Here is a 23,932-nt window from a genome sequence, read left to right as displayed (position 1 = left end):
GCGGCGTCGGCCGCGCGGTTGGCCAGCGTCTGGGCCGAGTTGGCGGCCTTGGTGGCGCGAGCGGCCGCGGCGTCGGCCTCGGCGGCGGCGCGCCGGGCGGCTGCGGCCTGGGCCTGGGCGGCGCCCGATGCGGCCGCGGCGTCGGGGGAAGCGGCGGCGGCAGCGGCCGCGTTCTGGGCGGCGGAGGCGGCGGCGCTGCCCGCGGACGCGGCGCTGCGCGAGGCGCTCGAGGCCTTCCTGGCCGCCGCGGCGGCGGTACGCGCCTTGGCGGCCGCGGCCTTCGCGCCCTGGGCGGCCAGGTTCGCGGCCTCGGCCTTGTTCGCGTCCTTGGACGCCGCGATCGCGGCGCTGTACGCACGGGCCGCGGCATTGCCCGCCGTGGCGGCGGCGGCCGCGGCCGCCTGGGCGGCCAGGGCCGCGCGGTGCGAGGCGTTCTGGGCCGTACGGGAGGCGGCGATCGCACGGTTGGCGGCGGAGGCGGCGCCCTGTGCGGCGGACGCGGCGGCGTTCGCGGCCTTCGCCGACTTGGCCACGTCGTTCTGTGCGGCGCGGGCCTCGTCCGCCGCCTTGAGAGCGGCGGCCTTGGCCTTCTCGGCAGCGTCCTTGGCCTTCTCGGAGGCGGCGACGGCCTGCTCCGTCTGAAGTCCGGCGAGCTTGCCCTCACGCTCCACGATCGCGACCAACTGGTCGATGGTCGCGGCCTCTTCGTCCCTGGCACGGGCGATGTACTGGCCCGAGGTCAGGAAGGTGCGGATGGCGTCGGGCGAACCGTCGCTCAGCGCACGCTCGGCGTACTTCTTCACCTCCGGGGTCGCGGTGTTCAGGATGGTGAAGACCGCGACACGGTCGTCTTCCTGCTGGGCCTTGACCACACCGTCGGTCAGGAAGGTCTTGAGCGCGGTGTCCGTGTCCGCGGTGAGCGCCTTGTTGGCTTCGCGCCGCACGGCGTTGCCGCTGTTGTTCAGGACGGTGAAGGCCGCCTGGCGCAGGTCCTCGTGGAGGTGCGCCGCGTAGCCTCCGGCGAGGTAGGCGGCGACCGCCTGGTCGCCGCCGCCGAGCGCCGTGTTGACGGAGGTGCGGACGGCGCGGCCCGCGAGCGGCAGCGCCGCGAGGACACCGAAACGGTTGTCCTCCGCCGTCAGGACCGGCAGGTCCTGGGTGAGGAACCTGGTCAGGTCGGCCGGGGTGCCGGTGAGCGCGCGCGCCGCACCGTCGCGTACCGCCCGGCCGCCGGTCTTGAACGCCCAGACCGCCTTGCCGCGGTCGGTGTCCGGCAGGCCCGTGCCGTCGGCGGGCTCCTCCGCGGCGCGGGCGATGCCCGGGTTGAGCACGAGGCTCGACGTGGCGGCGACGGCCGTACCGGCGGCGAGCGTGGTGAGTACGCGCCGTCTGCTCCAGAAGATGGTGTCCAAAACGGTCCTTCAGGAAGGGAGTCGGACCTTTGCGGGTCACGCGGAAAAGAGCCCACCATTCAGGACAGGCAGGCGGATTGGACCCGTAAAGGAAGAGCAGGAATGGCCCGCAGGGAAGGGCGGAGGTGACATTAGACAAGGAATTGCCGGACGGCTACAGAAGAGCGCACCTTAATCAATTGCAGATACATCGGATACGGAGTCGAAACCGCTTTCCGTACAACCTTTTCCGCACATGGCGCACATCACAGCGAGTACTCGCCGGTTACCCCGGTTGCGACCGGTTTCAGCATTGGACGCAACCGGAACCGCTGTGTTGCATACGGGACTTGGGCCGCAGGGGGCGGTACATCTCTCATCTCCGCCGGCTTCGTACCGGCGGTCGAGTTCGAGGACTGTGATGAAGCCACGCAGCGCATTGATGCGCATTCTGGGCGCCGCCACCGCGGCAGGCGCCCTGGCCTGGGCCGTGATGGCGGGGGGCCAGATCTCCGGCACGGGTTCAACCGGCCAACACGCCGAAGCGGTCGCGGATGCGGCACCTGGGTACGCCGTCGAGAACTACGACTACCCGCACGCCGACAAGATCTTGGCCGAAAAGAACATTGTGCTCAAGCGCGGGGACGGGCGTATCACGCTCGCCGACTGCGCAAGTGAAACCGGTCTGCTCGAAGTGTGGGCACGGTCGAACGACAAGGTCTGCTTCAAGGTGACCGGAAACAGCGGTTGGCTGACCCTTGAAATCCCCTCCGTATACGGCATCAAGGGATCGGCCGACCAGTCGGCCCAGGTGGATATGACGGTCGACACCGAGGAGGTGTCGTTCGATGTCGCGAAGGGCGCTTACACGGCGGTCGGCGAAAGCGCGGACCCAGGCGGGCGCGAGCACATGCTCGTCGAGATCCGGACTTCCAAGTAGCCGTCGCCGACCCTGTGATTGAGGAAATGATCCCCATGCAGCACTCCACCAGGCGCCCCCGCCTCGCCGCGCTCGGCGCGGCCCTGGCCGGCGGGTCGCTCGCGCTGTGCGCCGTGCCCGCGTCGGCGGTCACCGGCACGCCCGTGGCCGATTCGGACACCACGTACGCCTACACCGCCCAGATCACCGTCGGCCCCCACGACCGCGGCTGCTCCGCTGTCCTGGTGGACGCCGAGTGGCTGATGACGGCGGCCAGTTGCTTCGCCGACGACCCCGCGGTCTCGCTCGCGGTGCCGGCCGGAGCCCCGGCGAAGAGGACCACGGCCGTGATCGGCCGCGCCGACCTCGCGGGCACACAGGGCGCCGAGCGCCGTGTGGTCGAGCTCGTGCCGCGCACGGACCGCGACGTGGTCCTGGCCCGCCTCAACCGGCCGGTCACCAATGTCGCTCCGGTGGCGCTCGCCACGGCCGCGCCCGTCGCCGGCCAGGAGCTCACGTTCGCCGGGTACGGCCGTACGAAGACCGAGTGGGCGCCGCTGAGGCTGCACACCGGCACGTACGGCGTAGACGCGGCGGCGGCCACCACCGCGAACGTGACCGGCAAGAACGGTGCGGCCGCCTGCGCGGGCGACACCGGCGGCCCGGTGATCGGCGCGGGCAAGCTCGTCGGGCTCAACAGCCAGTCCTTCCAGGGCGGTTGCCTCGAGGTGGCGGAGACCCAGACCAGCACGGCCGGCGTCATCGCGCGCGTCGACGACCTCGCCTCGTGGGTGAGCTCCAAGGTGGGCGCCACCCGCATCGCCGACTTCAACGGCGACGGCGCCGAGGACATCGCGATCGGCGACCCGGCGGCCACCGTGGGCAGCGTGACCGGCGCCGGCGTGGTGCGGATCTCGTACGGCGGCGGCAAGGGCACCGCGGAGATCAACCAGGACCTCGACTGGGTCCCCGGAGCGGCTGAGCAGAGCGACTGGTTCGGTGAGCAGCTCGCGACCGTCGACTACAACGAGGACGGCTACACCGACCTCGTCGTCGGCACCCCCAACGAGGCCGTCGGCACCGCCACGGACGCCGGATTCGTGGACGTCCTCTACGGCGCCCCGGGCGGTCTCGGCACCGGCACGGTGAAGAACACGCACCTCGAACAGGGCGCGGGCACCGCCGCGATCAAGGCCTCGGCGTCGGAGGCCGGGGACCGGATGGGTCACGCGGTCGCCGCGGGCACCACCCGGGCCGGTGAGCCGTTCATCCTGATCGGCAATCCCGGTGAGGCGCTGGGCACGGTCAAGACCGCGGGCTCCGCGTTCTATGTCACCAACGCCGACAACGTGGCGATCCACCAGGACAAGACCGGTGTCCCGGGCAATCCGGAGGAAGGCGACCGGTTCGGCGCCGCGCTGGCCGCGAACGCCAACCAGATCGCGATCGGCAGCCCCAGCGAGGCCATCGGCGCCGACAAGGAGGCCGGCGGTCTCGCGGTGTTCGACCCGAACAAGCTGAACGCGGACAACAGCCCCACCCCGCTGTTCGGTCTCGACCAGGACCTGGAGACGATCTCCGGTGGTGCCGAGCCGGGCGACGACTTCGGTGCCTCGCTCGCGCTGACCGCGTTCCGGCCGACCACGGCCGCCACCGGCGCCACGGACTCCATCCTGACCATAGGCGCCCCGGGCGAGGCCCTGTCCGTCGACGGCGGGGCCACGCAGCGCGCCGACGCGGGCATGGTCTTCGTGGTCCACATCAAGGCGGACGGCACCTGGACGCAGAAGACCTCCCTGCAGCAGGGCACCGGGGACGACGACGTCGTCGGCACCTCGGAGGCGGGCGACCGCATGGGTGAGCGGATCAGCGCGGTCAACCTGTCGCCCCGCGCGGTCGGTACCGCGGCCACCTTGCGAATCGCCGTCGGCACGCCCAACGAGGCCGTCGGTACGGCCGCCAAGGCGGGCGCCATCCACACGTTCGCGCTGCTCGGCACCCCGGGCACCAACGACAAGTGGCTGGAGACCGGTGACGGCGACGGCATCCCCGGCACCGCGGGCGCCGACCAGTACCTGGGCCGCAGCATCCACTACACCGGCACCAAGCTCTACGCCGGTATGCCCTACGGACCCAGTGCCCAGGGCGCGCTGTACGCGCTGCCCATGGCCAACACCGTGAGCGGTGGCACCAACGCCGCCGTCACCACGTACAAGCCCGGAACCGGCGGCTTCCCCGCCAACGGGTCGCGCTTCGGATACAACGCGCGGTAGTCGGCGCGCGACAGGTGACGCCCGGCGGACACGGTGCGTCCGCCGACGGGTGACACCCGGCGGACAGCGTTGCCTCCACGCACCGGAGCCCCCGATGGCACTCGCGCCATCGGGGGCTCCGGCTGTATGGGAGTACGCGGCGGGAGCCGTCAGAAGAAGCTGCCCCAGTCCATGTCCCAGATCTGCTTGACGCACAGCACCAGGAACAGCGCCCCCGCGATGAACAGCATCCCGTTGCTCACCCACCCGTTGCGCCACTCGGCCGGTGTGCGGGACGAGTTGAGGAGCCAGATGAGGGTGAGGGCCAGGAACGGCATGAAGGCCGCGCCGAGCACCCCGTAGATGATGATCAGGCGGAACGGGTCCTCGAAGGAGAGGCCGAGGACGTCCACGCCGAAGACGATAAGGAGCGGCGGCACCGTCAGCCACAGCAGATACGCGCGGAACGGCAGCGAGCGCTCGCGCCGTCCGGCCGCCACCTCGGCTGCCGAGTGGGCCACCGCGTCGGAACCGGCCCTCGACTGGCGGTAGTTCGCCACGAAGTCGGCGAACATCAGGCTCACTCCGTGCCAGACGCCGATCAGCGAAGTGAAGGACGTGGCGAAGAAGCCGACCAGGAAGAGCTTGGCCGTGGCCGCGCCGTACTCCTTCTCCAGGATGCCGCTGAGCTGGACGAGGCCCTGGTCGCCCTTGGCGAGGGCGACGTTGGCGGAGTGCAGCAGCTCCGCGCCGACGAAGAGCATCGCGACGACGAAGATGCCGGTGGTGATGTAGGCGACCCGGTTGTCCAGGCGCATCACCTTCATCCAGCCGGAGTCGGTCCAGCCCTTGGCGTTGACCCAGTAGCCGTAGGCGGCCAGGGTGATCGTGCCGCCGACGCCGCCGATCAGGCCGAGGGTGTTGAGGACCGAGTCCTTCGCGTCCGGCACCACCGGGAGCAGGCCCGCGAAGGTGTCGGCGAGGTTCGGGGTGACCCTGATCGCCAGATAGACGGTCACGACGAACATGACGCCGACCAGGACGGTCATGACCTTCTCGAAGACCGAGTACCGGTTGAACCAGACGAAGACCAGACCCACCAGACCGCAGGCGAGGGCCCACCACTTGAGGTCCATCACGTCCGGGAACAGCGCGAAGAGCGGCAGCCCCGACGAGGTCATCGCCGTGGCGCCGTAGACGAAGCCCCAGGCGACCACGTACACGACGAAGAAGACGGTGGTCCACGGGCCGAGACTGCGCCAGCCGTCGAACAGCGTGCGCCCCGTGGCCAGATGCCAGCGGCCCGCCGCCTCCGCCAGGGAGATCTTGACGACGCAGCCGATGATCGCGGCCCACAGGAGCGTGTAGCCGAAGTTGCTGCCCGCGATCAGGGTGGCCACCAGGTCACCGGCGCCGACGCCGGTGGCGGCGACGACGATGCCCGGGCCGATGTACTTCCAACTGGATTTGCGTGGTGCGGTGTTGGTGGTCGTGCCGTCCGTATCGGCCATATGGCGCCTCCCCGCTCGTCCCCGATGATCGAGATCACCGGTCACCATCGGCTGTTTCCGGCCGTGACACAAGGGGGCGTGCGGGAGTGGCTATTGACGAGGCCATGCCACTGCCTCACGATGACCCCGCACAACCGCACTCGACTCACCGCATAGCGGACACGGCATCAGAGTCAGTCGCCTCACCGCACCGCGGACACCGCACCGCCGCACCCGCGTCGCCATGAGCCACCCCCACCACGCTTACGGAGATGTCATGCGCCTACGCATACGCGGAACCACCGGAAAGAGAACCGCGGCCCTCGCCGCCGTCGTGGCCCTCGCGCTCGCCGCCCCGCTGACCGCCGACGCCTCGCCCGACAAGGCGCGCGCCGAAGCGGTCGCCCAGGAGGAGAGCCGGCAGCAGTACGAGATCCACGTGCACAGCAACAAGCTCGACCGGGCCGCCGTCACGAAGATCGCCCGGTCCGGTGTGTCCGTCGACGAGAGCGACGGGCACACCGTCGTCGTCACCGCCAACGCCGCGCAGGCGAAGCAACTGCGCGCACAGGGATATGAGTTGGAGCCGCTGGGCGCCGTGCCCGAGCGCCTCGAAGGAGCGGATGTCGAGCCGCTCGACTTCCCCTCGGCCGACTCGCGCTATCACAACTACGCCGAGATGAACGCGGAGCTCGACCAGCGTCTGGCCGCCTATCCGTCGATCATGAGCAAGCGCGTGATCGGCAAGTCGTACCAGGGCCGGGACATCACCGCCATCAAGATCAGTGACAACGTGGCGAGCGACGAGGCCGAGCCCGAGGTCCTGTTCACCCACCACCAGCACGCCCGTGAGCACCTGACCGTCGAGATGGCGCTCTATCTCGTACGCGAGCTCGGCGCCGGATACGGGGCGGACTCGAGGATCACGAACATGGTCAACGGCCGGGAGATCTGGATCATCCCGGACGTCAACCCGGACGGCGGCGAGTACGACATCGCCACCGGCTCGTACCGCTCGTGGCGCAAGAACCGGCAGCCCAACTCCGGTTCCTCGTACGTCGGCACGGACCTGAACCGCAACTGGGCCCACCGCTGGGGCTGCTGCGGCGGCTCCTCGGGCTCGACCTCGTCGGAGACCTACCGCGGTCCTTCGGCCGAGTCGGCGCCCGAGGTGAAGGTCGTCGCGAACTTCGTGCGCAGCCGGATCATCGGCGGCAAGCAGCAGATCAAGGCGTCCATCGACTTCCACACGTACAGCGAGCTCGTGCTGTGGCCGTACGGCTACACGTACAACGACACCGCGACGGGACTGACGGCGGACGACCGCAACGCGCATGCGGCGATCGGCCAGAAGATGGCCGCGTCCAACGGCTATACGCCGCAGCAGTCCAGCGATCTGTACATCACGGACGGGTCGATCGGTGACTGGATGTGGGGATCGCAGAAGATCTTCCACTACACCTTCGAGATGTACCCGAGGTCCTCGAGCGGCGGCGGCTTCTACCCGCCCGACGAGGTGATCGAGCGCGAGACCTCACGCAACCGGGACGCGGTGCTCCAGCTGCTCGAGAACGCGGACTGCATGTACCGGTCCATCGGCAAGGAGTCGCAGTACTGCGTCTGAGTTCTGAGATCTGAGTTCTGAGATCTGAGTTCTGAGTTCTGAGGTCTGAGGTCTGAGTTCTGAGCTCTGAGCTCTCAACCGCGGCTTGCGAGTTGGGCCTGGTAGTAGGCGGCTACCGGGCCCAGCTCCGTGAGCCACTGGATCATCTTCTGCTGCTTCTTGGCGTTGATGACGCACTCGTGGAACCACCCGGCGGTGTGGGTGATGCCCACGCGCAGGTGGACGCCCTGGGCCGTGTAGTGGAGCTGGGCCACCTGCTCCCAGGGGAAGTCGGCCACCTGGCCGCCGAGGTCGAAGGAGATGCCGGCCCCGTCGATCACCAGGGCGTTGCTCTTGTCGAAGGCCACGAACTCCGGTCCGGCGGGAGCCGGTTGCCCGGCGTACGGCTGCTGCGGTGCCTGCGGCACGTACGGCTGCTGCGGAGCGTGCGAAGGCGGCGGCGGGATCTGTCCGGGCGGCGGGCCGAAGCCTGGGGTCGACATGACGCCAATTGTGCGTGAGCGCCCCCGGTCGAAGAAGACCGGGGGCGCTCATGTGCGACGACGAGGTGAGTTGTCAGTGGGGCTCGATAGCCTGAGAAGGGCTTCGGCCCCCGGGCGGGAGGGGACTGTCCCCTACACGAAGAGGCTCAGCAAAGCCGCCACCGCGAAGCCCGCCACCGAAAGGACCGACTCGAGCACCGTCCAGGACTTGAGGGTGTCGCGCTCGGAGATGCCGAAGTACTTCGCGACGATCCAGAAGCCGCCGTCGTTGACGTGCGAGGCGAAGATCGAACCGGCCGAGATGGCCATGATGACCAGGGCCAGGAAGGCCTGCGAGTGGTCGCCGCCCTGGACAAGCGGGACGACGATGCCGGCCGTGGCGACGATCGCGACCGTGGCCGAACCCTGGGCGACGCGCAGGACCAGGGAGATCAGGTACGCCAGGACGATGATCGGCAGACCCATGTCGTCGAAGGTCTCGGCCAGGGCGTCGGCGATGCCCGAGCCCTTGAGGACCGCGCCGAAGACACCGCCGGCGCCGACGACGAGCAGGATGTTGCCGACCGGCTTCAGGGACGCGGTCGAGACCGTCTCCAGGGACTTGCGCGACCAGCCGCGGCGCAGACCGAGCAGGTAGTACGCCATGAGCAGCGCGATCGTCAGGGCCACGAACGGGTGGCCGAAGAACTCGATGACCGAGCGCAGGGTCGAGGGGTCGAGCGCGATGGAGGAGAAGGTCGCGGCGAGGATGAGCAGGAGCGGCGTACCGATGATGGTCAGCACCGTGCCGAGCGGGACGGGCTGCTCCGGCGGCTTCACACCGGCCTCGCGCTGCTCGGTGGCGACGGCCTCCTTGGCCTCCTCGGCCGCTTCCAGCATGTCCTGCGGTACGGGCACGAAGATGCGGTTGCCGATCCAGGCCGAGTAGGCCCAGGCGGCGAGCACGGCGGGGATGCCGCAGGCGATGCCCATGAGGATGACCCAGCCGAGCGAGACGTTGAAGAGGCCGGCTGCGGCCACGGGGCCCGGGTGCGGCGGCAGGAACGCGTGGGTCATGGACAGACCCGCGAGCAGCGGCATCGCGTACAGGAGGATCGACTTGCCGGAGCGCTTGGCGGCCGCGTAGACGATCGGCGCGAGGACGAAGATGCCGACGTCGAAGAAGACCGGGATACCGAAGATCAGGCCGGTCATACCCATGGCGAGCGGGGCGCGCTTCTCGCCGAACAAGCCGAGCAGCCGCTTGGAGAGGACCTCCGCGCCGCCCGAGACCTCGAGGATCGCGCCGAGCATCGTGCCCAGACCGATGATGATCGTGACGTGGCCGAGGATGCCGCCCATGCCTGTCTCGATCATGGAGACGGCATCGGACTTCTGGACCGTGCCGAACAGCTGCGTGACGCTCAGGCCGGCCGACAGACCGACGGCGATGGAGACCGCGAGCAGTGCGACGAAGGGCTGCAGCCTGACCTTGATGATCAGGAAGAGGAGCAGGGCGATACCGAGGACCGCGACGGTCAGCAGACCTCCGGTGCCGCCGATGAAGGGCAGGATTCCGCCGGTGGGCTCCGGTGGTTCGGCGGCGGGCGCGGCTGCGGCGAGTGATATTCCGGGCAACATGGGGGGAACTCCATTGTTCTGTACGGGTGTTGCGGCGGTTCCGGGCAGAGCGGGTCACGGCAGGGCGCGCCGGGCAGGCGGCGCGCCCTGCCGGTGAGAGGGCCGGGCGTGGTTAAGGGCACGTACGTACGGGAGTCGGCCGGGTCTCAGCCGAGGACGGCCAGCGCGTCGATCTCGATGAGCAGGCCCTTGGGGAGACCGACGTAGACCGTGGTGCGCGCGGAGGCCGGGGCCTTGAGGCCCTGCTCCTCGAAGTACGCGTTGTAGATCTCGTTCATCTCCGCGAAGTGGTCCACGTCCGTGAGGTAGACGCGCATCATCATCACGTCGTCCCAGGTGGCGCCGCCCTCTTCGAGGATCGCCTTGACGTTGGCGAAGGTCTGAAGGGTCTGCTCGCGCAGGGTCGGGCCCGCCGGGGTCGGGGCCTTGCCCTCCTCGGCCGGCAGGAAGCCGACCTGTCCCGCGACCTGGAGGATGTTGCCCTTCTTCACGCCGTGCGAGAACTTCGCGGGCGGGGCGGTGTGGGTGGACGGCGTGAGCTGGATCTTCTCGGTCATGAACTTTCCTTGCTGTGTGGGGTGTTGAAGGCGCTGTCTACCGGGGTTACGTGGGCGCGTTGCCCGAGTACTCGCGGCTGATCGCATCCGCGGTGCGGCGTACGACGGGGAGCAGCGTGAGGAGTTCGTCGGCGGTGACGACCACGCTGGGCGCCGACACCGACATCGCGGCCACGACCCGGCCGTCCGCGCCCCTGATGGGGGCGCCGATGCAGTTGATGGACTCCTCGTGGCCACCCAGGTCGGTGGCCCAGCCCTGTTCGCGTACGACCGTGAGCTCCTTGAGGAACGCGGCCGCGTCGGGGGTCGAACGGGGCGTGTACTGGGGGTAGTCGAGCTTCTCCGCGATCGCGCGCCGCTCCGGCTCGGAGAGGTCGGCGAGCAGCAGCTTGGCGACCGCGGCGACCGTGATGGCGACGGGCTTTCCGATACGGGAGTACATCCGCACCGGGTAGCGGCTCTCGACCTTGTCGATGTAGAGGACCTCGTTCTCCTCGTACACGGCGAGGTGGACCGTATGCCCGATCTTGGAGTTGAGCTCGACGAGATGCGGGTGGGCGATCTCGCGTACGTCCAGGTTCTCGACGGCTTCCTGGGCGAGCGCGAAGAGGCGGGCGCCGAGGCGGTAGCGCTGGTCCGACTGGCGGTAGACGAGGCCGTGTTCGTGCAGGGTGCGCAGCAGCCTGAGCGCGGTGGACTTGTGCACGTCCAGGCGCTCGGCGACCTGGCCGAGGTCGGCGGGCCCTTCGGCGAGCAGCGGAAGGATGCTCAGCGCGCGGTCGACGGTCTGGCTCATGAGGTGGTTCCCCCGAGTTCCTCGGCTTCGCTCGGACAGGGCGTGCCCCGGTCCTCTTTCGCCCCGGTCCTGGTCCAGCCGGGGCCGAGGCGCAGTGTGCCCCACTCCTCGTCGGGGAGTGCGGCAAGGTGGTCGGCGTGGGCGCGGCCGGGCGGTTCGGCCATGTCGCCGGGGACGGTGAGGGCGGCGGCGGCCCACAGGTGGCCGTGCTTCAGGCGCTGTGCGGCGGGCAGTTCGCGCAGGGTCGCGGAGAGGAAGCCGGCGGCGAAGGCGTCACCGGCGCCGACGGCCGCGACGACCTCGACGGTGAGGGCGGGAACGGAGACGCGGAGGTCCTCGTGGAACACGGTCGCGCCCGTCGCGCCCTGCTTGACCACCAAGGTGCGCGGCTGCGGGAGCGCCGCGCGGATCGCGTCCGGGTCGTCCGTGACGCCCCAGGCGGCCGCCGCCTCGTCGTCGCCGACGAAGACGAGGTCCGCGCCGCGCGCGAGTTCCAGCAGCACGCGCGCGTCCTCGGGGGTACGCCACAGACCCGGCCGGTGGTTCACGTCGAACGAGACGAGCGGCCGCCCGGTGCGGGGCACGGTCAGCTCGCGCATGAGGGCGAGGCAGTCCTCGGAGAGTGCGGCGGTGATGCCGGACAGGTGCACGATGCGCGCGGAGCGCAGCGCGTCGGTGTCCACGTTCGCGGGGGACATCGCGGACGCGGCGCTGCCCGCGCGGTAGTACGCGACCTCGTGGGCGTCGGTGGCACGGTCGCCGGCCGTACGGAAGTAGATCCCCGTGGGCCGCTCGCCGTCCCTGCGTACCGCCGAGGTGTCCACTCCGCAGTGGGCGATCTCGCGCGTGAGGTACTCGCCGAAACCGTCGTCGCCGACGCGGCCGATCCACCGCGCGCTGTGGCCGGCGCGGGCGAGCGTGCAGGCCACGTTGGACTCGGCGCCGCCGATTCCGCGGTCGAAGCCGGGCACGTCGGCGAGGCGCCCGGGCTGCGTGGGCCGGAACGTGACCATGGACTCGCCGAGGCAGGCGACGTCGAAGCGCGGGGCTCCGGCGACGGCTCCGGGGCCGGGCACGTTCTGGTGGGGCACGTCGGCTCCTTCTCGGGGTGGTTCCTTTGGGCCCGGCGGGATGGTCCCGTTGGGCCCGAGGGCCCTCAACTGGGCACCCTTTCAGGGACTTTCGTCCTGGCCGGTCCCGGCCCTCCAACGGGCGTTGACCCGGTGTTGGGACGGATGTTAGACAGAGGTAAGCGCAATATGCAATGGCCGTTGCAGAGGATGCAACGAGCCAGGAGGAGGGTTCCATGGCAGCCGACAACGTGGTCGGAACCGGCGCCGGCAAGGGTGCGCAGACCGTCGCCGCGCTCGCGGACGAGAAGGTCGCCGCCCTCGCGGACGAGATCGTCGACTTCCGCTTCAAGGGGCTGCCGCCGAACGCCGAGGGGCTGACCGTCGGCGAGCTGGCCGCCGAACGCCGCAACCTCTTCACCGGCGGGTTCACCACGCCCGTGCTCGCGCTCTCCGCCGAGCGCGTGGAGCACAACCTGCGCCTGATGGAGACCTACTCCGAGCGCCACGGCCTCGCCTTCGCCCCGCACGGCAAGACCTCGATGGCCCCGCAGCTCTTCGCCCGCCAGGCCGAGCACGGCGCCTGGGGCATCACGCTGGCCAATCCCCACCAGGCACGCGTGGCACGCGCCTTCGGCGTGCGGCGGATCTTCGTCGCCAACGAGATCGTGGACGCGCCCGGACTCGCCTGGATCGCCGCCGAGCTGGCGGCCGACCCCTCCTTCCGTCTTGTCTGCTACGTGGATTCCGTACGCGGTGTGCGGCTGATGCACTCCGCGCTCGCCGCGGCCGGGGCTTCGCGTCCCGTCGACGTCGTGATCGAGCTCGGCGCCGGTGACGGAGCCCGGACGGGCGTCCGTACGGAGTCCGAGTGCGTCGAGATCGCGCTCGCCGTCTCGGCGGCCGACACGCTGCGGCTCGTGGGGGTCGCGGGATACGAGGGCGAGGTGCCGAACGCCGACCTCGCCTCGGTCGAGGCGTGGCTGCGCCGCCTGGTCGCGCTGGCCGTGGAGCTCGACAAGGACGGGCACTTCGCCGGTCTGGACGAGATCGTGGTGAGCGCGGGCGGCTCCGCCTGGTTCGACGCGGTGGCTTCCGTGTTCGCCGAGATCCCCGCTCTTTCCGCTCCCGTCCTGAAACTGCTGCGCTCCGGTGCGTATGTCTCGCACGACGACGGTCACTACCGGCATCTGACTCCGTTCAACCGGGTGCCGGAGGAGGGTGCGCTGGAGCCGGCGTTCCGGCTGTGGGCCCAGGTCATGTCACGGCCCACCCCGCAGCAGGCGTTCGCGAACGCGGGCAAGCGGGATGCGGCGTACGACCTGGACCTGCCCTTCGCACAGGTCGTACGCACCCCGGACGGCGAGGTCCGTCCCGCCGACGGCATCACCGTGACCGGCCTCTCGGACCAGCACACCTGGATGCGTACGGACTCTTCGGACGCGGTGTCGGTGGGCGACTGGGTCGGCATGGGCCTGTCGCACCCGTGCACGTCGTTCGACAAGTGGCAGCTGATCCCTGTCGTGGAGTCCGACGGCACGGTGGTCGATTTCGTCCGCACGTACTTCTAGCCTGCGGCGCTTTCTCTCCCCCACCCCAACCCGGACGCACCCGCACATGGAGATGGCCCCCATGGACCTCGTCATCCGCAACGCCCAACTCATCGACGGCTCAGGCGACCCCGCGTACACCGCCGACGTAGCCATACAGGCGGGGCGGATCGCCGAGATCCGCAGAGAGGGCGACGGGCCCCGCCCGTCCGGCACCAGGACCGTCGAGGCCGACGGCCTCGCCCTCTCCCCCGGCTTCATCGACATGCACGCCCACAGCGACCTCGCCCTCCTGCGTGACCCCGACCACAGCGCCAAGGCCGCCCAGGGCGTGACGCTCGAAGTCCTGGGCCAGGACGGGCTCTCGTACGCACCCGTGGACGACCGCACCCTCGGCGAGGTCCGCAAGGCCATCACCGGCTGGAACGGCGACGGCAGCGATATCGACTTCGACTGGCGCACCGTGGGCGAGTACCTGGACCGGCTCGACCGGCAGGGCATCGCCGTCAACGCCGCGTACCTCATCCCGCAGGGCACCGTGCGGATGTACGCCGTCGGCTGGGACGACCGCGAGGCCACGCCCCAAGAGCTGGACCGGATGCGGCAGTTGGTGACCGAGGGCATGGAGCAGGGCGCCGTCGGCATGTCGTCGGGGCTCACGTACACACCCGGCATGTACGCCAAGGACTCCGAACTCGCCGAGCTGTGCAAGGTCGTCGCCCGCTACGACGGCTACTACTGCCCGCACCACCGCAGTTACGGAGCCGGCGCGCTCCAGGCGTACGAGGAAATGGTGAACCTCACGCGGGACGCGGGCTGCGCGCTCCATCTCGCCCACGCCACCATGAACTTCGGCGTGAACAAGGGCAAGGCGCCCGATCTGCTCGCGCTCCTGGACGGCGCGCTCGACGCCGGCGCCGACATCTCGCTCGACACGTACCCGTACACCCCCGGCTGCACCACGCTCGTCGCGATGCTGCCGAGCTGGGCGAGCGAGGGCGGACCCGAGGCGATCCTCGCGCGCCTGGAGGACGACGAGACCGCCGAGAAGATCCGGCACCACATGGAGGTCATCGGCGCGGACGGCTGCCACGGGGTGCCGATCGAATGGGACACCGTCGAGATCTCCGGCGTCTCGGACCCCGGGCTCGCGTCCTGCGTCGGCAAGACGATCCAGCAGTCCGCGGACATGCGCGGCGAGGAGCCGTGGGTCACGGCCCGCCGTCTGCTCGTCAACGACAAGCTCGGCTCGACGATCCTGCAGCACGTCGGACACGAGGAGAACGTCCAGGCGATCATGAAGCACCGGGTGCACACGGGTGGTTCGGACGGCATCCTGCAGGGGTTCAAGCCGCATCCGCGGGCGTACGGGACGTTCCCGCAGTATCTCGGGCGCTACTCGAGGGAGTTGGGGATCCTCTCCCTCGAGGAGACGGTCGCCCATCTGACCTCGCGTCCCGCCGCCCGGCTGCGGCTGCCCGACCGCGGGCTCGTCCGCGAGGGCTACCGCGCCGACCTGGTGCTCTTCGATCCGTCCACGGTCGCGGCGGGCTCCACCTTCGAGTCCCCGCGCACGCTGCCGGTCGGTATCCCGCACGTCCTGATCGACGGCAAGTTCGTGATCGAGGACGGCAAGCGGACGGATGTGCTCGCAGGGCGGTCGGTGCGGCGGACGGCCGCGTAAGCCTCTTCGTAAATCCATTTGGACCGGACCGCGGGCGCTGGTTAGCCTGCGGTCCATGTCCAGCCCCGAGGCCTCCAGAATCTAGCCACCGGCTCCCCGGTGGCCGCGCCGCTCTCCCTCCTCTCGCAGAGCCCTTGCGGAGAGGGCGCCCTCGGCATGCCGTCCCACGGTCCTCTTTCCTCCAGCCGTACGCACCATCTGCGCGTACGGCTCACCGTGTGCTGCGGAGTTCTGCTGTGCCTCACTTCCTCTATCTCCTCGGCCTTGCCGTGTTCGCGCAAGGCACCTCGGAGTTCATGCTCGCCGGGCTCGGCCCGGACATCGCCCGGGACCTTCAGGTCTCCCTCTCCGACGCCGGGTTGCTGACCTCGGCGTTCGCCGTCGGCATGGTCGTCGGCGCACCGTCGATGGCCCTGCTCGCACGCCGCCTCTCCCCGCGGGGCGCACTCCTCGGGTTCCTCACCTGCTTCCTGGCCGTCCACGTCATCGGCGCGCTGACCGGCCACTTCGCCGTCCTCCTTGTCACCCGGATCGTGGGCGCCCTCGCCAACGCCGGTTTCCTGGCCGTCGCCCTGGCGACCGCCGTGTCGATGGTCCGTCCCGACCAGAAGGGCCGGGCCACCTCCGTGCTGCTCGGCAGGGTGACGCTGGCCTGCGTGGCGGGGGTGCCCGCGGGCGCGTTCCTCGGTCAACTCTGGGGCTGGCGCTCGGCGTTCTGGGCGGTGGCGGCGGTATCGCTGCCGGCGCTCGTGGCGATCGCTCGGTCGGTGCCGGTCGGGTCGGCGGCGGTGACGGACGTCGCCGGGGCGCCGTCGGGCGACGGTGGGGCGGCACGGGGCGCGGACGTCGCGGCGGCGAGGTCGGGCGACGGTGGGGCGTCGCGAGGCGCGGACCAGGCCGCCTCGCCGTCCACCGGCACCCCCGTGCCGCTCGCCACCGAACTGCGCACCCTGCGGCGTCCGCGGCTGCGCCTCGCGCTCCTGCTCGGGGCGCTGGTCAACGGGGCGACGTTCTGCGCCTTCACCTACCTCGCGCCCGTGATCACCGACGTGGCGGGCCTCGCGGAAGGCTGGATCCCCCCGCTCCTCGCGCTCTTCGGCCTCGGCTCCTTCCTCGGCGTCACCCTCGCGGGCCGCCTCGCCGACAGCCGCCCGCGTGCGGTGGCCGGCGGCGGAACGGTGGCACTGGTCTGCGCCTGGACCGTCTTCGCCCTGACCGCCGGATCCGGACCGGCGGTCATCGCCCTGGTCCTCCTGCTCGGCACGCTGTCCTTCGGCGTCGGCGCCACCGTGATCTCCCGCATCCTGTACGCGGCCGACGGGGCCCCCACCCTGTCCGGCGCCTACGCCACCGCGGCGTTGAACATGGGCGCCGCCCTCGGCCCCGCCCTCGGCGGCCTCACCCTCATCTGGGGACCACGCGGCCCGCTGTGGACGAGCGCGGCCCTGACGGCGCTCGCTCTTGTGGCGGTCCCCCGGGCGTTCAAGGTGGCGGACGTCACGTCCGCCGGAGGGGCTCCGTACATCCAAGCCCCGCCCGCCCCGTAATCCGGCATTCCGTACGCGCCCGCCTTCCGCCGCATTGCGATGGAAGGCGGGCGTGGGCGCCTTCCGGAGCGCGTAGGCCGCAAGGGCCTGAAGACCGCGCGCCGGGACGAAACACGCTCGTAAAGTTGCCGCATGCAGCTGATCCAGTCGACGAAGCTCTCCAACGTCTGTTACGAGATCCGGGGCCCGGTTCTCGAGGAGGCCATGCGGCTGGAGGCGGCAGGGCACCGGATCCTGAAGCTGAACACGGGGAATCCGGCGGCCTTCGGGTTCGACTGCCCGCCGGAGATCCTCGAGGACGTTCTGCGGAACGTCGGTTCCGCGCATGGATACGGCGACGCGAAGGGGCTGCTCTCGGCCCGGCGCGCGGTGATGATGCACTACCAGACGCTCGGCGTGGAGACGGACGTCGAGCACGTCTACATCGGCAACGGGGTCTCCGAGCTAATCGTCATGGCGATGCAGGCGCTGCTCGACGACGGGGACGAGGTGCTCGTACCGGCGCCGGACTATCCGCTGTGGACGGCTGCCGTCTCACTGTCCGGCGGTACCGCCGTGCACTACCGCTGTGACGAGCAGTCCGACTGGATGCCGGACCTCGCCGACGTGGAGCGCAAGGTCACCGACCGCACCAAGGCGATCGTGATCATCAACCCGAACAATCCCACGGGCGCCGTGTACAGCGACGACGTGGTGCGGGGACTGGCGGACATCGCCCGTCGGCACAATCTCCTTGTCTGCTCCGACGAGATCTACGACAAGATCCTTTACGACGGGGCCACGCACACCCCGACGGCCGCGCTCGCGCCCGATCTGCTGACGCTGACCTTCAACGGGATGTCCAAGGCCTACCGGGTGGCCGGGTACCGGACGGGCTGGATGGTCATCTCGGGTCCGCGCGCCCATGCCGCCTCGTACATCGAAGGCCTGACGATCCTCGCGAACATGCGCCTGTGCGCCAATATGCCGGCGCAGCACGGTGTGGTCGCGGCCCTGACCGGGCGGCAGTCGATCAACGATCTGGTGCTGCCGGGCGGGCGGCTCGTCGAGCAGCGGGACACGGCGTACGAGCTGCTGACCCAGATCCCGGGCGTGACGTGCGTGAAGCCCAAGGGGGCCCTGTATCTCTTCCCGCGGCTCGATCCGAAGGTCTTCAAGATCAAGGACGACCGGCAGATGGTGCTCGATCTGCTGCGGGCCGAGAAGATCATGGTGGTGCAGGGGACGGGGTTCAACTGGCCCGAGCCGGATCACTTCCGGATCGTCACGCTGCCGCAGGCCGCGGACCTCGCGGAGGCGGTCACGCGGATCGGGAAGTTCCTGGACGGGTACGGGCAGCCGTAAGGCCGGATACGCGGATACGGTCGGCCGTAACGCCGTAACGCCGTAACGCCTCAGACCGCGGCCGGCGTGAGCGCCTCCGCGTGCGCCTCCATCCGGCGCGCCGCCAGGATCGCCGCCGAGGTGTCCGCCCGCGAAGCCGCCACCACGAGCGCCCGCCCCGCGAGGGCGTGGGCGCGCTGGTGGAGCGCGGCCAGATGGGGCTCATGGATCGCCGCCGCGACGCCCGCGCGGACCGGTGCGCGCCCGCCGCGCAGGCGCGTGACCGCGGCCGCCAACTCGGCCGAGGCCTCGTCGAGTTCGGCGGAAGGCGCGAGTCCCCGCAGCTCGTCCGTCACCGCGAGCAGCGCCGCGAGGTGACCGGCGAGCTGGAGCTCGAGCTCCTCCTCGCGCGTGCGGTGCGGGAAATCTCCGTCGGGGCCCATGGTGTGGACCGACTTGGCGCGGATCGGCTCGTACATGGCAGGACCTCCAGGCTGGGATGACCACATCCTAGCTTAGATCCAGTCTAAAGTTGAGTCTGCTCGACGCTACGGTCCCGGTCGGGACGCCGCAGTGACAGGCGTCCCGCGAGGTCACCCGCTCTGCCGGGTGCGGGAGTAGTGGCGCCTGGCGCGATCCCGGTTTCCGCAGTCGTCCGAGCTGCACCAGCGCCGGGTCCCGCTCCGGGAGCGGTCAAGGAAGAACCAGCCGCATCCGGGGCCCGCACAGCGCCGGACCCGGCTCAGGCCGTCCCCGCCCAGCAGTTCCTCGGCCCGCAGCGCCAGCGCGTGGGACAGGTCGCCGAGACGGTCCGTGCCGGACTGCCACCGCAGCGGGAAGGCGGGGGGCAGCGTGGCGCTCTCGCGGGCCTGCAACAGGCTCCGCCGCAGAGCCTCCCACTCCTCAGCGGGAGGCTCCTCGCCATCGACGAGGGCGTCCAGGAGCGGCCAGAGGGTGGCGCGCAGGTCCGTGAGCGCCGCGATCGCGGCCCGCGTGGACGCGGAGTCCGCCGTCTCTGAACGGAGCAGCGCCTCCGCGCGGTCGGCGGTGAGCAGCCCACTCGCGACGGCCCAGCGCACCCACGCCTCGAAGCCGTGGACACGGTCCGCCGCGCGGGCCGTGTCCAGGCGCCAGGCGACGGTGTTGGCGAAATCGAGTACCGGGTGGCCGCCGATGAGGGGCACCGCGGAGTCGTGCGGACTTCCCGACGCGTCCGGCGTGCGGAGTACGGCCTGCTCACTCATCACGCAGCCAGCATACTCGGACCTCTAACAACCATAAGAGCTTATGGTTGTTAGAATTGGAGACATGAGCAGCCTCCGATCAGCGCAAGCCGCCGTCTCGCCGCGAGCGAGCTTCGCCGCCGGGCTCAAGACCGGGTCCGGCCTTGCGGCCGCGGCCTTCCTCCTCGCCGTCAGCTTCGGCGCGATCAGCGCCTCGCAGGGCTGGGGACATCTCGCGCCCGTCATCTGCTCGATGGCGGTCTTCTCGGGATCCGCCCAGTTCGCCCTGCTTGCGACCCTGGGCTCCGGCGGCGGGATCACCGGCGCCGTGACAGCGGCGGCACTGGTCAACAGCCGATTCATCCCCATGGGCATCGCTGTCGCCGGTGATCTGCGCGGCGGCCGGATCCGCCGTGCACTCGAAGGCCAGGCGGTGGTCGACGGCTCATGGGCCGCCGCTCATCTCGGGGGCGGCCGGTTCGACAGGTATCTGCTCTTCGGAGCCACCGCGATCCAGTGGCCCGCCTGGGTCGCCGGCACCGCCCTGGGCGTCGTGGCCTCCCCCGACCCCGACCTCCTCCACAGGCTCGGACTCGACGTCCTGACGCCGGCGCTGTTCGTCGCGCTGCTCTTCGACGAGGTCCGCCGGGAACGGATCAACCGGCTGCCGGCCCTGCTCGGAGCCGCACTCGCGGCCGGCCTCATCCTCTTCCTGCCGGCCGGTCCCGCCCTCGTTGGCACGGCACTCGCAGCCCTCGTCGCGCTCTTGCGGTCACCAGCCCCGCGGCCCGAAGACATGCACCGTGTCCACTCCGACGAACAGGTCGCACCATGACTCTCTGGCTCACCATCGGCGCCGTCGCCGTCCTCAGCTTCACGTGCAAGGCCTTCGGCCCCGCCCTCTTCGGCGGACGCACCCTGTCCCCGCGGGTCCGGTCGGTCATCGCCTTCACGGCCCCGGCCCTGCTCGCCGGATTCGTCGTCGTGGACGTCCTGGGCCCCCGCTGGAGCGCCGTGGACCTCACCGTGCTCGCGGGACTCGCGGTCGTCCCGCTGCTGCTCTGGCGCCGGGCCCCTCTCCCCGTGGCCCTGGTGGCCGCGGTCGCCGTGACGGCGCTGCTGCGCATCCCGTAGTGCTCCGCAGCGCCCCGGCGGCTCACCGGCTACGCATCCAACGACGCCACCAACGCCACCAAGACGATCACGGCGATCACCACCGCCAGAACCCAGACCAGCTTCCGGCTGTCCAAGCCGGCCTGCGTGACGACGGGCGCCGGAGGCGGCTGGGGATGCGGCGGAGGCTGGGACTGCGGACGCAGGGGCGGCTGGACCGGTGGCCGCTGCGGGGGCGGGTTGAACAGGTCCTGTCCGCCCACCGCCGCCCGCGCGCACCACGGGCAGGCCGTCAGATGGGAGCCGTACGAGTGCCGGGGGCGGGCGCCGCAGACCCGTACCCGCCCGCGCTCCTCGTCGAGCGCGCGCAGCCAGTCCTGCGCCGTGGGCCGGGCTTTCGGGTCGAGCACGCCGGGGCCGAAGGCGCGGCGGGCCAGGGTGAGCAGGCCGGGCGGCAGCACGGTGGGGTCGATGATGCCGCGCGGGACGACGACCTTCTCCGGGCGGACCACGTACGAGATGGACGCCGCGATGTTGTCCTTGACCGTCGAGTCCTCCTGGCTGTCGTGCGGGACGCCGCCGAAGGGATGGTTGCCGACGGCGAGCAGCTGATAGACGAGGACCGAGAGCGCGAAGTCGTCGCTCTCGGTCGACGCCGGGCCGCCCGCCTGGCGTTCGGGCGCCGAGTAGTCGGTGGTGTGCATCAGGCAGGGGAAGGACTCGCGGGTCCCCCGGTCGGTGAAGGCGATGGAGTCGCAGTCCAGGAAGGTGACGAAGCCGTTGCGGTCGACGACCACGTTGCTGCTCGAGAAGTCGCCGACGACCAGGCCTTCGTGGTGCATACGGGCCGTCATGAACGCGAGGTTCCAGGCGACACCGAGCAGGAAGCGCCAGTCGGCCCGCTCGGGGAAGAGCCGCAGCCGCTGGGAGCGGGTGAACAGGCCCACCAGCTGGACGTGTTGGGGCTCCCCGAAGCGCCGCATCGCATAGCCGAGGAAGGCGCCCTCGGGTGAGCGTGCCAGCGCGGTGGGCCAGGCGAGTTCGGGTGCCTGGTTGGAGTCCAGAGGCCGGTCGCCGAGCGGGGACATGGCCAGCATGCGGGTGAGCCGGCGCTCCTGCTCGGGCCCCGGGCGTTCCCGGTAGAGCTTCACGACGATGCCCGGTTCGCCCTCGACCGGGTAGACCGAGGCCTCACCGCCGCCCTTCAGCGGGCGTTCGGCCAGCGTGACCGGCCGCCCGTCGAGCAGCACCCTGCGCCCCGTCCCGGCGCGGGCGCTGGTCCCCGTACCGCCGCGCGCGCTCATACCCGTACCGCCCGAAGCAGCGTCTTGTCGTCCGCGTTGACCGCCGAGAGCCGGTCCGAGCGCAGCAGCTCGGCGAGCTCCGCCTCGTCGTCGTCCGGGTCCTTCGCCGGGGACTCCAGGGGGCCCAACACCGCGGCCAGGAAGGACGCGTTGGGGGTCTGGAAGCGCGTGAGGGCCGCCTGGGTGAGACCGTCCGTGGACAGGACCACGGCGTCGATCCCGGGATCGTCCACACAGTCGGTGCGCACCCAGCGCCCCACGTCGCGCGAGGTGAGGAAGACGGTCTCGTTGCTGTACTCGCTGGCCGCCTCGGCCTGCGGCAGGAGGTGGAAGAGACCGGTGCCGTCCGCGCCCGTGCCCGCCCGGACGATCACCAGTCCGTCGCCGACGCTCAAGTGCCCCAGCCAGTCAGGGGTGATGACCACGACGGTGAGGGTGGTCGCGAAGTCCTGCGCCGGCGCCCCCGTCTGCTCCACCGCCACCAGGAACTCGCGGCAGACCGACTGGAACGCGGAGTGCAGCAGCCCGTGCACCGCGTCTCCGGCCGGCACCCGCAGCTCCGCCGCCTCCCGCCCGAAGTGCTCGGTCGCGAGCCGGACCGCGAGCTGCGCGCCCTCCTGCGAACGCGGCCTGCTGCCCGCGCCGTCGGCGACCGCGAGGACGAGCACCGGGTCCTCGCCGTCGCCCGTACGCCACTGAGCGCTGTCCCAGGCGTCCTGGCACGGGGTCCCGGTGCGCCGGTGCCGGTACCCCTCGACGCTCACCCCGTGCGTGCGCCACGTCCCGCCGCCGCGCGCTGCCGCGCCCCCGCGTCCCATCGCTCAGGCTTCCCAGGCGGGGCGCTGCGTGCGGAACTGGTGGAAGATCTTCTCGAAGGCCTCCTCGCCCTCGCCCTTCTGCTCGGCGGCCGCGCTCGCCGACATCATCTGCAGCAGCTCGCGGAACGGGAAGCCCTGCAACTGGGCGTTGTACGTGGGCGCGAAGGCCCGCAGGACGGCCTGGCCGCGGTCGGTGATCCCGCCGACGCCTATCGCGTAGAGCCGGAAGCGCCGGGCCCGCTGCTCCTCGGCGAGCACGGGCACGATGCGCTGCCAGGTGGTGGTGTAGTGGCCGGTGCCGTCGGTGGGCAGACCGTCGGTGACCAGGCAGATCTGCGGGCGGTAGTACTGCAGGCCGAGTTTGCGCAGCTCGGTCTTGCGGGCGGCCACGATGTGCATGGCGAGTTCGACGGCCTCGGTCATCAGCGTCACGCCGTTCGCCGCAAGGGTCGGCGGCGTGAAGGCGTGCGCGGGCACGAACGGGCTGAGGTTCATGCCCGGATGGAGCGGCTCGGCGCCCCGGTAGGCGGTCACGGACTGGTCGCCGAAGGTGATGACGGCGACCTCGACGCTGTAGCTGAGGCTGACGTCGTCGTGCAGCTCACGGGTCCACTCGCGCAGCGCCTCGTTGAGCGCCTGCACCGGACGGCCCTCCATGGAGCGTGAGTTGTCGAGGCAGAGGACGAGCGGCAGCCGCTGGGCGTTGTTGTCCAGCTCGAAGTCGAAGTCCGCGTACTGCGGCACGGCGGTGGGCGGCGGTTCATTCATCATGGCTGTCTCCTGTGTGCTGCGGGGTCCTCGCGGGAGGCAGGGCCAGCAGGTGCGGTGTGCCTCGTTCTGTCGCTTCGTCGTCCTCGGACACGTCTGCGGATGCGTTTTCGGATACGTCGCGGATGTCGACGAACTCGCCCACGCCGGGCGGCGAGGAGGCGGGGCCGCCGGTCCAGCGGGCGCGGTACAGGCAGCGGTCGATCTCCACGTAGCCCTCGGGGTGCAGGGCCGAGCGGACCAGGGCCTTGGGATACGGGAGTGCGGGCAGCTCGCCGAAGTGCGGTGCGGGCACCGCGAGTTGGCGCGTGCGCCGGTCCTCGTCGAGCGGGGAGGGGTCTTCGGCGTACGGATCGCCGGGCGGGCCGTGGCGGGGGGGGGGGGCGGGCCCGCGGTCCGGC

At 70.8% G+C, this 23,932-nt stretch carries 20 protein-coding genes and 2 pseudogenes; 9 read left to right on the top strand and 13 right to left on the bottom strand.

Annotation, left to right across the window (positions count from 1 at the left end; genetic code table 11):
* A pseudogene (locus tag ABT367_RS32170) lies at positions 1-1,412 on the bottom strand (ALF repeat-containing protein); the annotation flags it as partial.
* Positions 1,413-1,812: 400 nt separating this feature from the next.
* Between ABT367_RS32170 and ABT367_RS32165 the strand changes: the two are divergent.
* Both ABT367_RS32165 and ABT367_RS32160 read left to right on the top strand, forming a co-directional pair.
* A complete protein-coding gene (locus ABT367_RS32165) occupies positions 1,813-2,331 on the top strand; it encodes a hypothetical protein (RefSeq protein ID WP_352256797.1) in 519 nt (172 codons plus the stop codon).
* A 35-nt stretch (positions 2,332-2,366) separates the two neighbouring features.
* Entirely contained in the window at positions 2,367-4,583 is a 2,217-nt protein-coding gene (locus ABT367_RS32160; RefSeq protein ID WP_352256796.1) for a trypsin-like serine protease, read from the top strand.
* 149 nt (positions 4,584-4,732) lie between these two features.
* On the opposite strand, the gene ABT367_RS32155 is transcribed toward ABT367_RS32160, so the two are convergent.
* Complete coding sequence (locus ABT367_RS32155) at positions 4,733-6,073, bottom strand: Nramp family divalent metal transporter (RefSeq protein WP_352256795.1); 1,341 nt, start codon at positions 6,071-6,073, stop codon at positions 4,733-4,735.
* Between the two features lie 256 nt (positions 6,074-6,329).
* On the opposite strand from ABT367_RS32155, the gene ABT367_RS32150 reads away from it, so the two are divergent.
* Positions 6,330-7,676 carry a M14 family metallopeptidase gene (locus ABT367_RS32150; protein ID WP_352256794.1) on the top strand — a complete coding sequence of 449 codons (1,347 nt, stop codon included), beginning with the start codon at positions 6,330-6,332 and terminating at the stop codon, positions 7,674-7,676.
* A 74-nt stretch (positions 7,677-7,750) separates the two neighbouring features.
* Here the strand turns inward: ABT367_RS32150 and ABT367_RS32145 are convergent, their stop codons facing one another.
* The 5 genes from ABT367_RS32145 to ABT367_RS32125 all read right to left on the bottom strand — a co-directional run bounded on the left by ABT367_RS32145 (position 7,751) and on the right by ABT367_RS32125 (position 12,144).
* The gene (locus tag ABT367_RS32145) at positions 7,751-8,158 is read right to left on the bottom strand and encodes a hypothetical protein (RefSeq protein ID WP_352256793.1); all 408 of its coding nucleotides are present in this window, start codon (positions 8,156-8,158) and stop codon (positions 7,751-7,753) included.
* A gap of 132 nt (positions 8,159-8,290) precedes the next feature.
* Positions 8,291-9,778, bottom strand: coding sequence for a GntP family permease (locus ABT367_RS32140; RefSeq protein ID WP_352256792.1), 1,488 nt, complete (start codon positions 9,776-9,778; stop codon positions 8,291-8,293).
* A gap of 146 nt (positions 9,779-9,924) precedes the next feature.
* Complete coding sequence (locus tag ABT367_RS32135; protein ID WP_165334226.1) at positions 9,925-10,335, bottom strand: RidA family protein; 411 nt, start codon at positions 10,333-10,335, stop codon at positions 9,925-9,927.
* Positions 10,336-10,381: 46 nt separating this feature from the next.
* Positions 10,382-11,131 (bottom strand): IclR family transcriptional regulator, encoded by a 750-nt coding sequence (locus tag ABT367_RS32130; protein ID WP_352256791.1) that lies wholly within the window; start codon positions 11,129-11,131, stop codon positions 10,382-10,384.
* The gene (locus tag ABT367_RS32125) at positions 11,128-12,144 is read right to left on the bottom strand and encodes a sugar kinase (protein WP_434975584.1); all 1,017 of its coding nucleotides are present in this window, start codon (positions 12,142-12,144) and stop codon (positions 11,128-11,130) included. Before ABT367_RS32125 ends, ABT367_RS32130 begins: the two co-directional genes overlap by 4 nt.
* Positions 12,145-12,437: 293 nt before the next feature.
* On the opposite strand from ABT367_RS32125, the gene ABT367_RS32120 reads away from it, so the two are divergent.
* The 4 genes from ABT367_RS32120 to ABT367_RS32105 all read left to right on the top strand — a co-directional run bounded on the left by ABT367_RS32120 (position 12,438) and on the right by ABT367_RS32105 (position 18,326).
* Positions 12,438-13,772, top strand: coding sequence for an amino acid deaminase (locus ABT367_RS32120; RefSeq protein ID WP_352256789.1), 1,335 nt, complete (start codon positions 12,438-12,440; stop codon positions 13,770-13,772).
* 61 nt (positions 13,773-13,833) lie between these two features.
* Positions 13,834-15,435: an N-acyl-D-amino-acid deacylase family protein gene (locus ABT367_RS32115; protein ID WP_352256788.1), complete on the top strand. Its 1,602-nt coding sequence runs from the start codon at positions 13,834-13,836 to the stop codon at positions 15,433-15,435.
* 236 nt (positions 15,436-15,671) lie between these two features.
* Positions 15,672-16,982 (top strand): MFS transporter, encoded by a 1,311-nt coding sequence (locus ABT367_RS32110; protein WP_352256787.1) that lies wholly within the window; start codon positions 15,672-15,674, stop codon positions 16,980-16,982.
* A gap of 132 nt (positions 16,983-17,114) precedes the next feature.
* Positions 17,115-18,326 carry a pyridoxal phosphate-dependent aminotransferase gene (locus tag ABT367_RS32105; protein WP_352256786.1) on the top strand — a complete coding sequence of 404 codons (1,212 nt, stop codon included), beginning with the start codon at positions 17,115-17,117 and terminating at the stop codon, positions 18,324-18,326.
* Between the two features lie 50 nt (positions 18,327-18,376).
* On the opposite strand, the gene ABT367_RS32100 is transcribed toward ABT367_RS32105, so the two are convergent.
* Both ABT367_RS32100 and ABT367_RS32095 read right to left on the bottom strand, forming a co-directional pair.
* Positions 18,377-18,784 carry a hypothetical protein gene (locus ABT367_RS32100; RefSeq protein WP_352256785.1) on the bottom strand — a complete coding sequence of 136 codons (408 nt, stop codon included), beginning with the start codon at positions 18,782-18,784 and terminating at the stop codon, positions 18,377-18,379.
* 114 nt (positions 18,785-18,898) lie between these two features.
* Positions 18,899-19,549 (bottom strand): CGNR zinc finger domain-containing protein, encoded by a 651-nt coding sequence (locus tag ABT367_RS32095; RefSeq protein ID WP_352256798.1) that lies wholly within the window; start codon positions 19,547-19,549, stop codon positions 18,899-18,901.
* Positions 19,550-19,613: 64 nt separating this feature from the next.
* Here ABT367_RS32095 and ABT367_RS32090 point away from each other — a divergent pair, with 64 nt between their 5' ends.
* Together ABT367_RS32090 and ABT367_RS32085 are read left to right on the top strand one after the other, a co-directional pair.
* Positions 19,614-20,363, top strand: coding sequence for an AzlC family ABC transporter permease (locus tag ABT367_RS32090; RefSeq protein WP_352256784.1), 750 nt, complete (start codon positions 19,614-19,616; stop codon positions 20,361-20,363).
* Positions 20,360-20,662 (top strand): AzlD domain-containing protein, encoded by a 303-nt coding sequence (locus ABT367_RS32085; protein WP_352256783.1) that lies wholly within the window; start codon positions 20,360-20,362, stop codon positions 20,660-20,662. Before ABT367_RS32090 ends, ABT367_RS32085 begins: the two co-directional genes overlap by 4 nt.
* 29 nt (positions 20,663-20,691) lie before the next feature.
* On the opposite strand, the gene ABT367_RS32080 is transcribed toward ABT367_RS32085, so the two are convergent.
* From ABT367_RS32080 to ABT367_RS32065, 4 genes and pseudogenes are all read right to left on the bottom strand, one after another.
* On the bottom strand, positions 20,692-21,945 hold the full coding sequence (locus ABT367_RS32080; protein ID WP_352256782.1) for a hypothetical protein: 1,254 nt from the start codon (positions 21,943-21,945) through the stop codon (positions 20,692-20,694).
* The gene (locus tag ABT367_RS32075) at positions 21,942-22,763 is read right to left on the bottom strand and encodes a PP2C family serine/threonine-protein phosphatase (RefSeq protein ID WP_352256781.1); all 822 of its coding nucleotides are present in this window, start codon (positions 22,761-22,763) and stop codon (positions 21,942-21,944) included. The genes ABT367_RS32080 and ABT367_RS32075 overlap by 4 nt, the downstream gene beginning before the upstream one ends.
* A gap of 3 nt (positions 22,764-22,766) precedes the next feature.
* Positions 22,767-23,534, bottom strand: coding sequence for a vWA domain-containing protein (locus ABT367_RS32070; protein ID WP_165332654.1), 768 nt, complete (start codon positions 23,532-23,534; stop codon positions 22,767-22,769).
* Positions 23,524-23,932, bottom strand: a pseudogene (locus ABT367_RS32065) (hypothetical protein); the annotation flags it as partial. The pseudogene ABT367_RS32065 and the gene ABT367_RS32070, both read right to left, overlap by 11 nt.

The sequence above is a fragment of the Streptomyces mesophilus genome (genome assembly GCF_040300965.1).
Lineage (GTDB): Bacteria > Actinomycetota > Actinomycetes > Streptomycetales > Streptomycetaceae > Streptomyces > Streptomyces mesophilus_A.
This window is presented reverse-complemented; position numbering and strand designations above follow the sequence as displayed.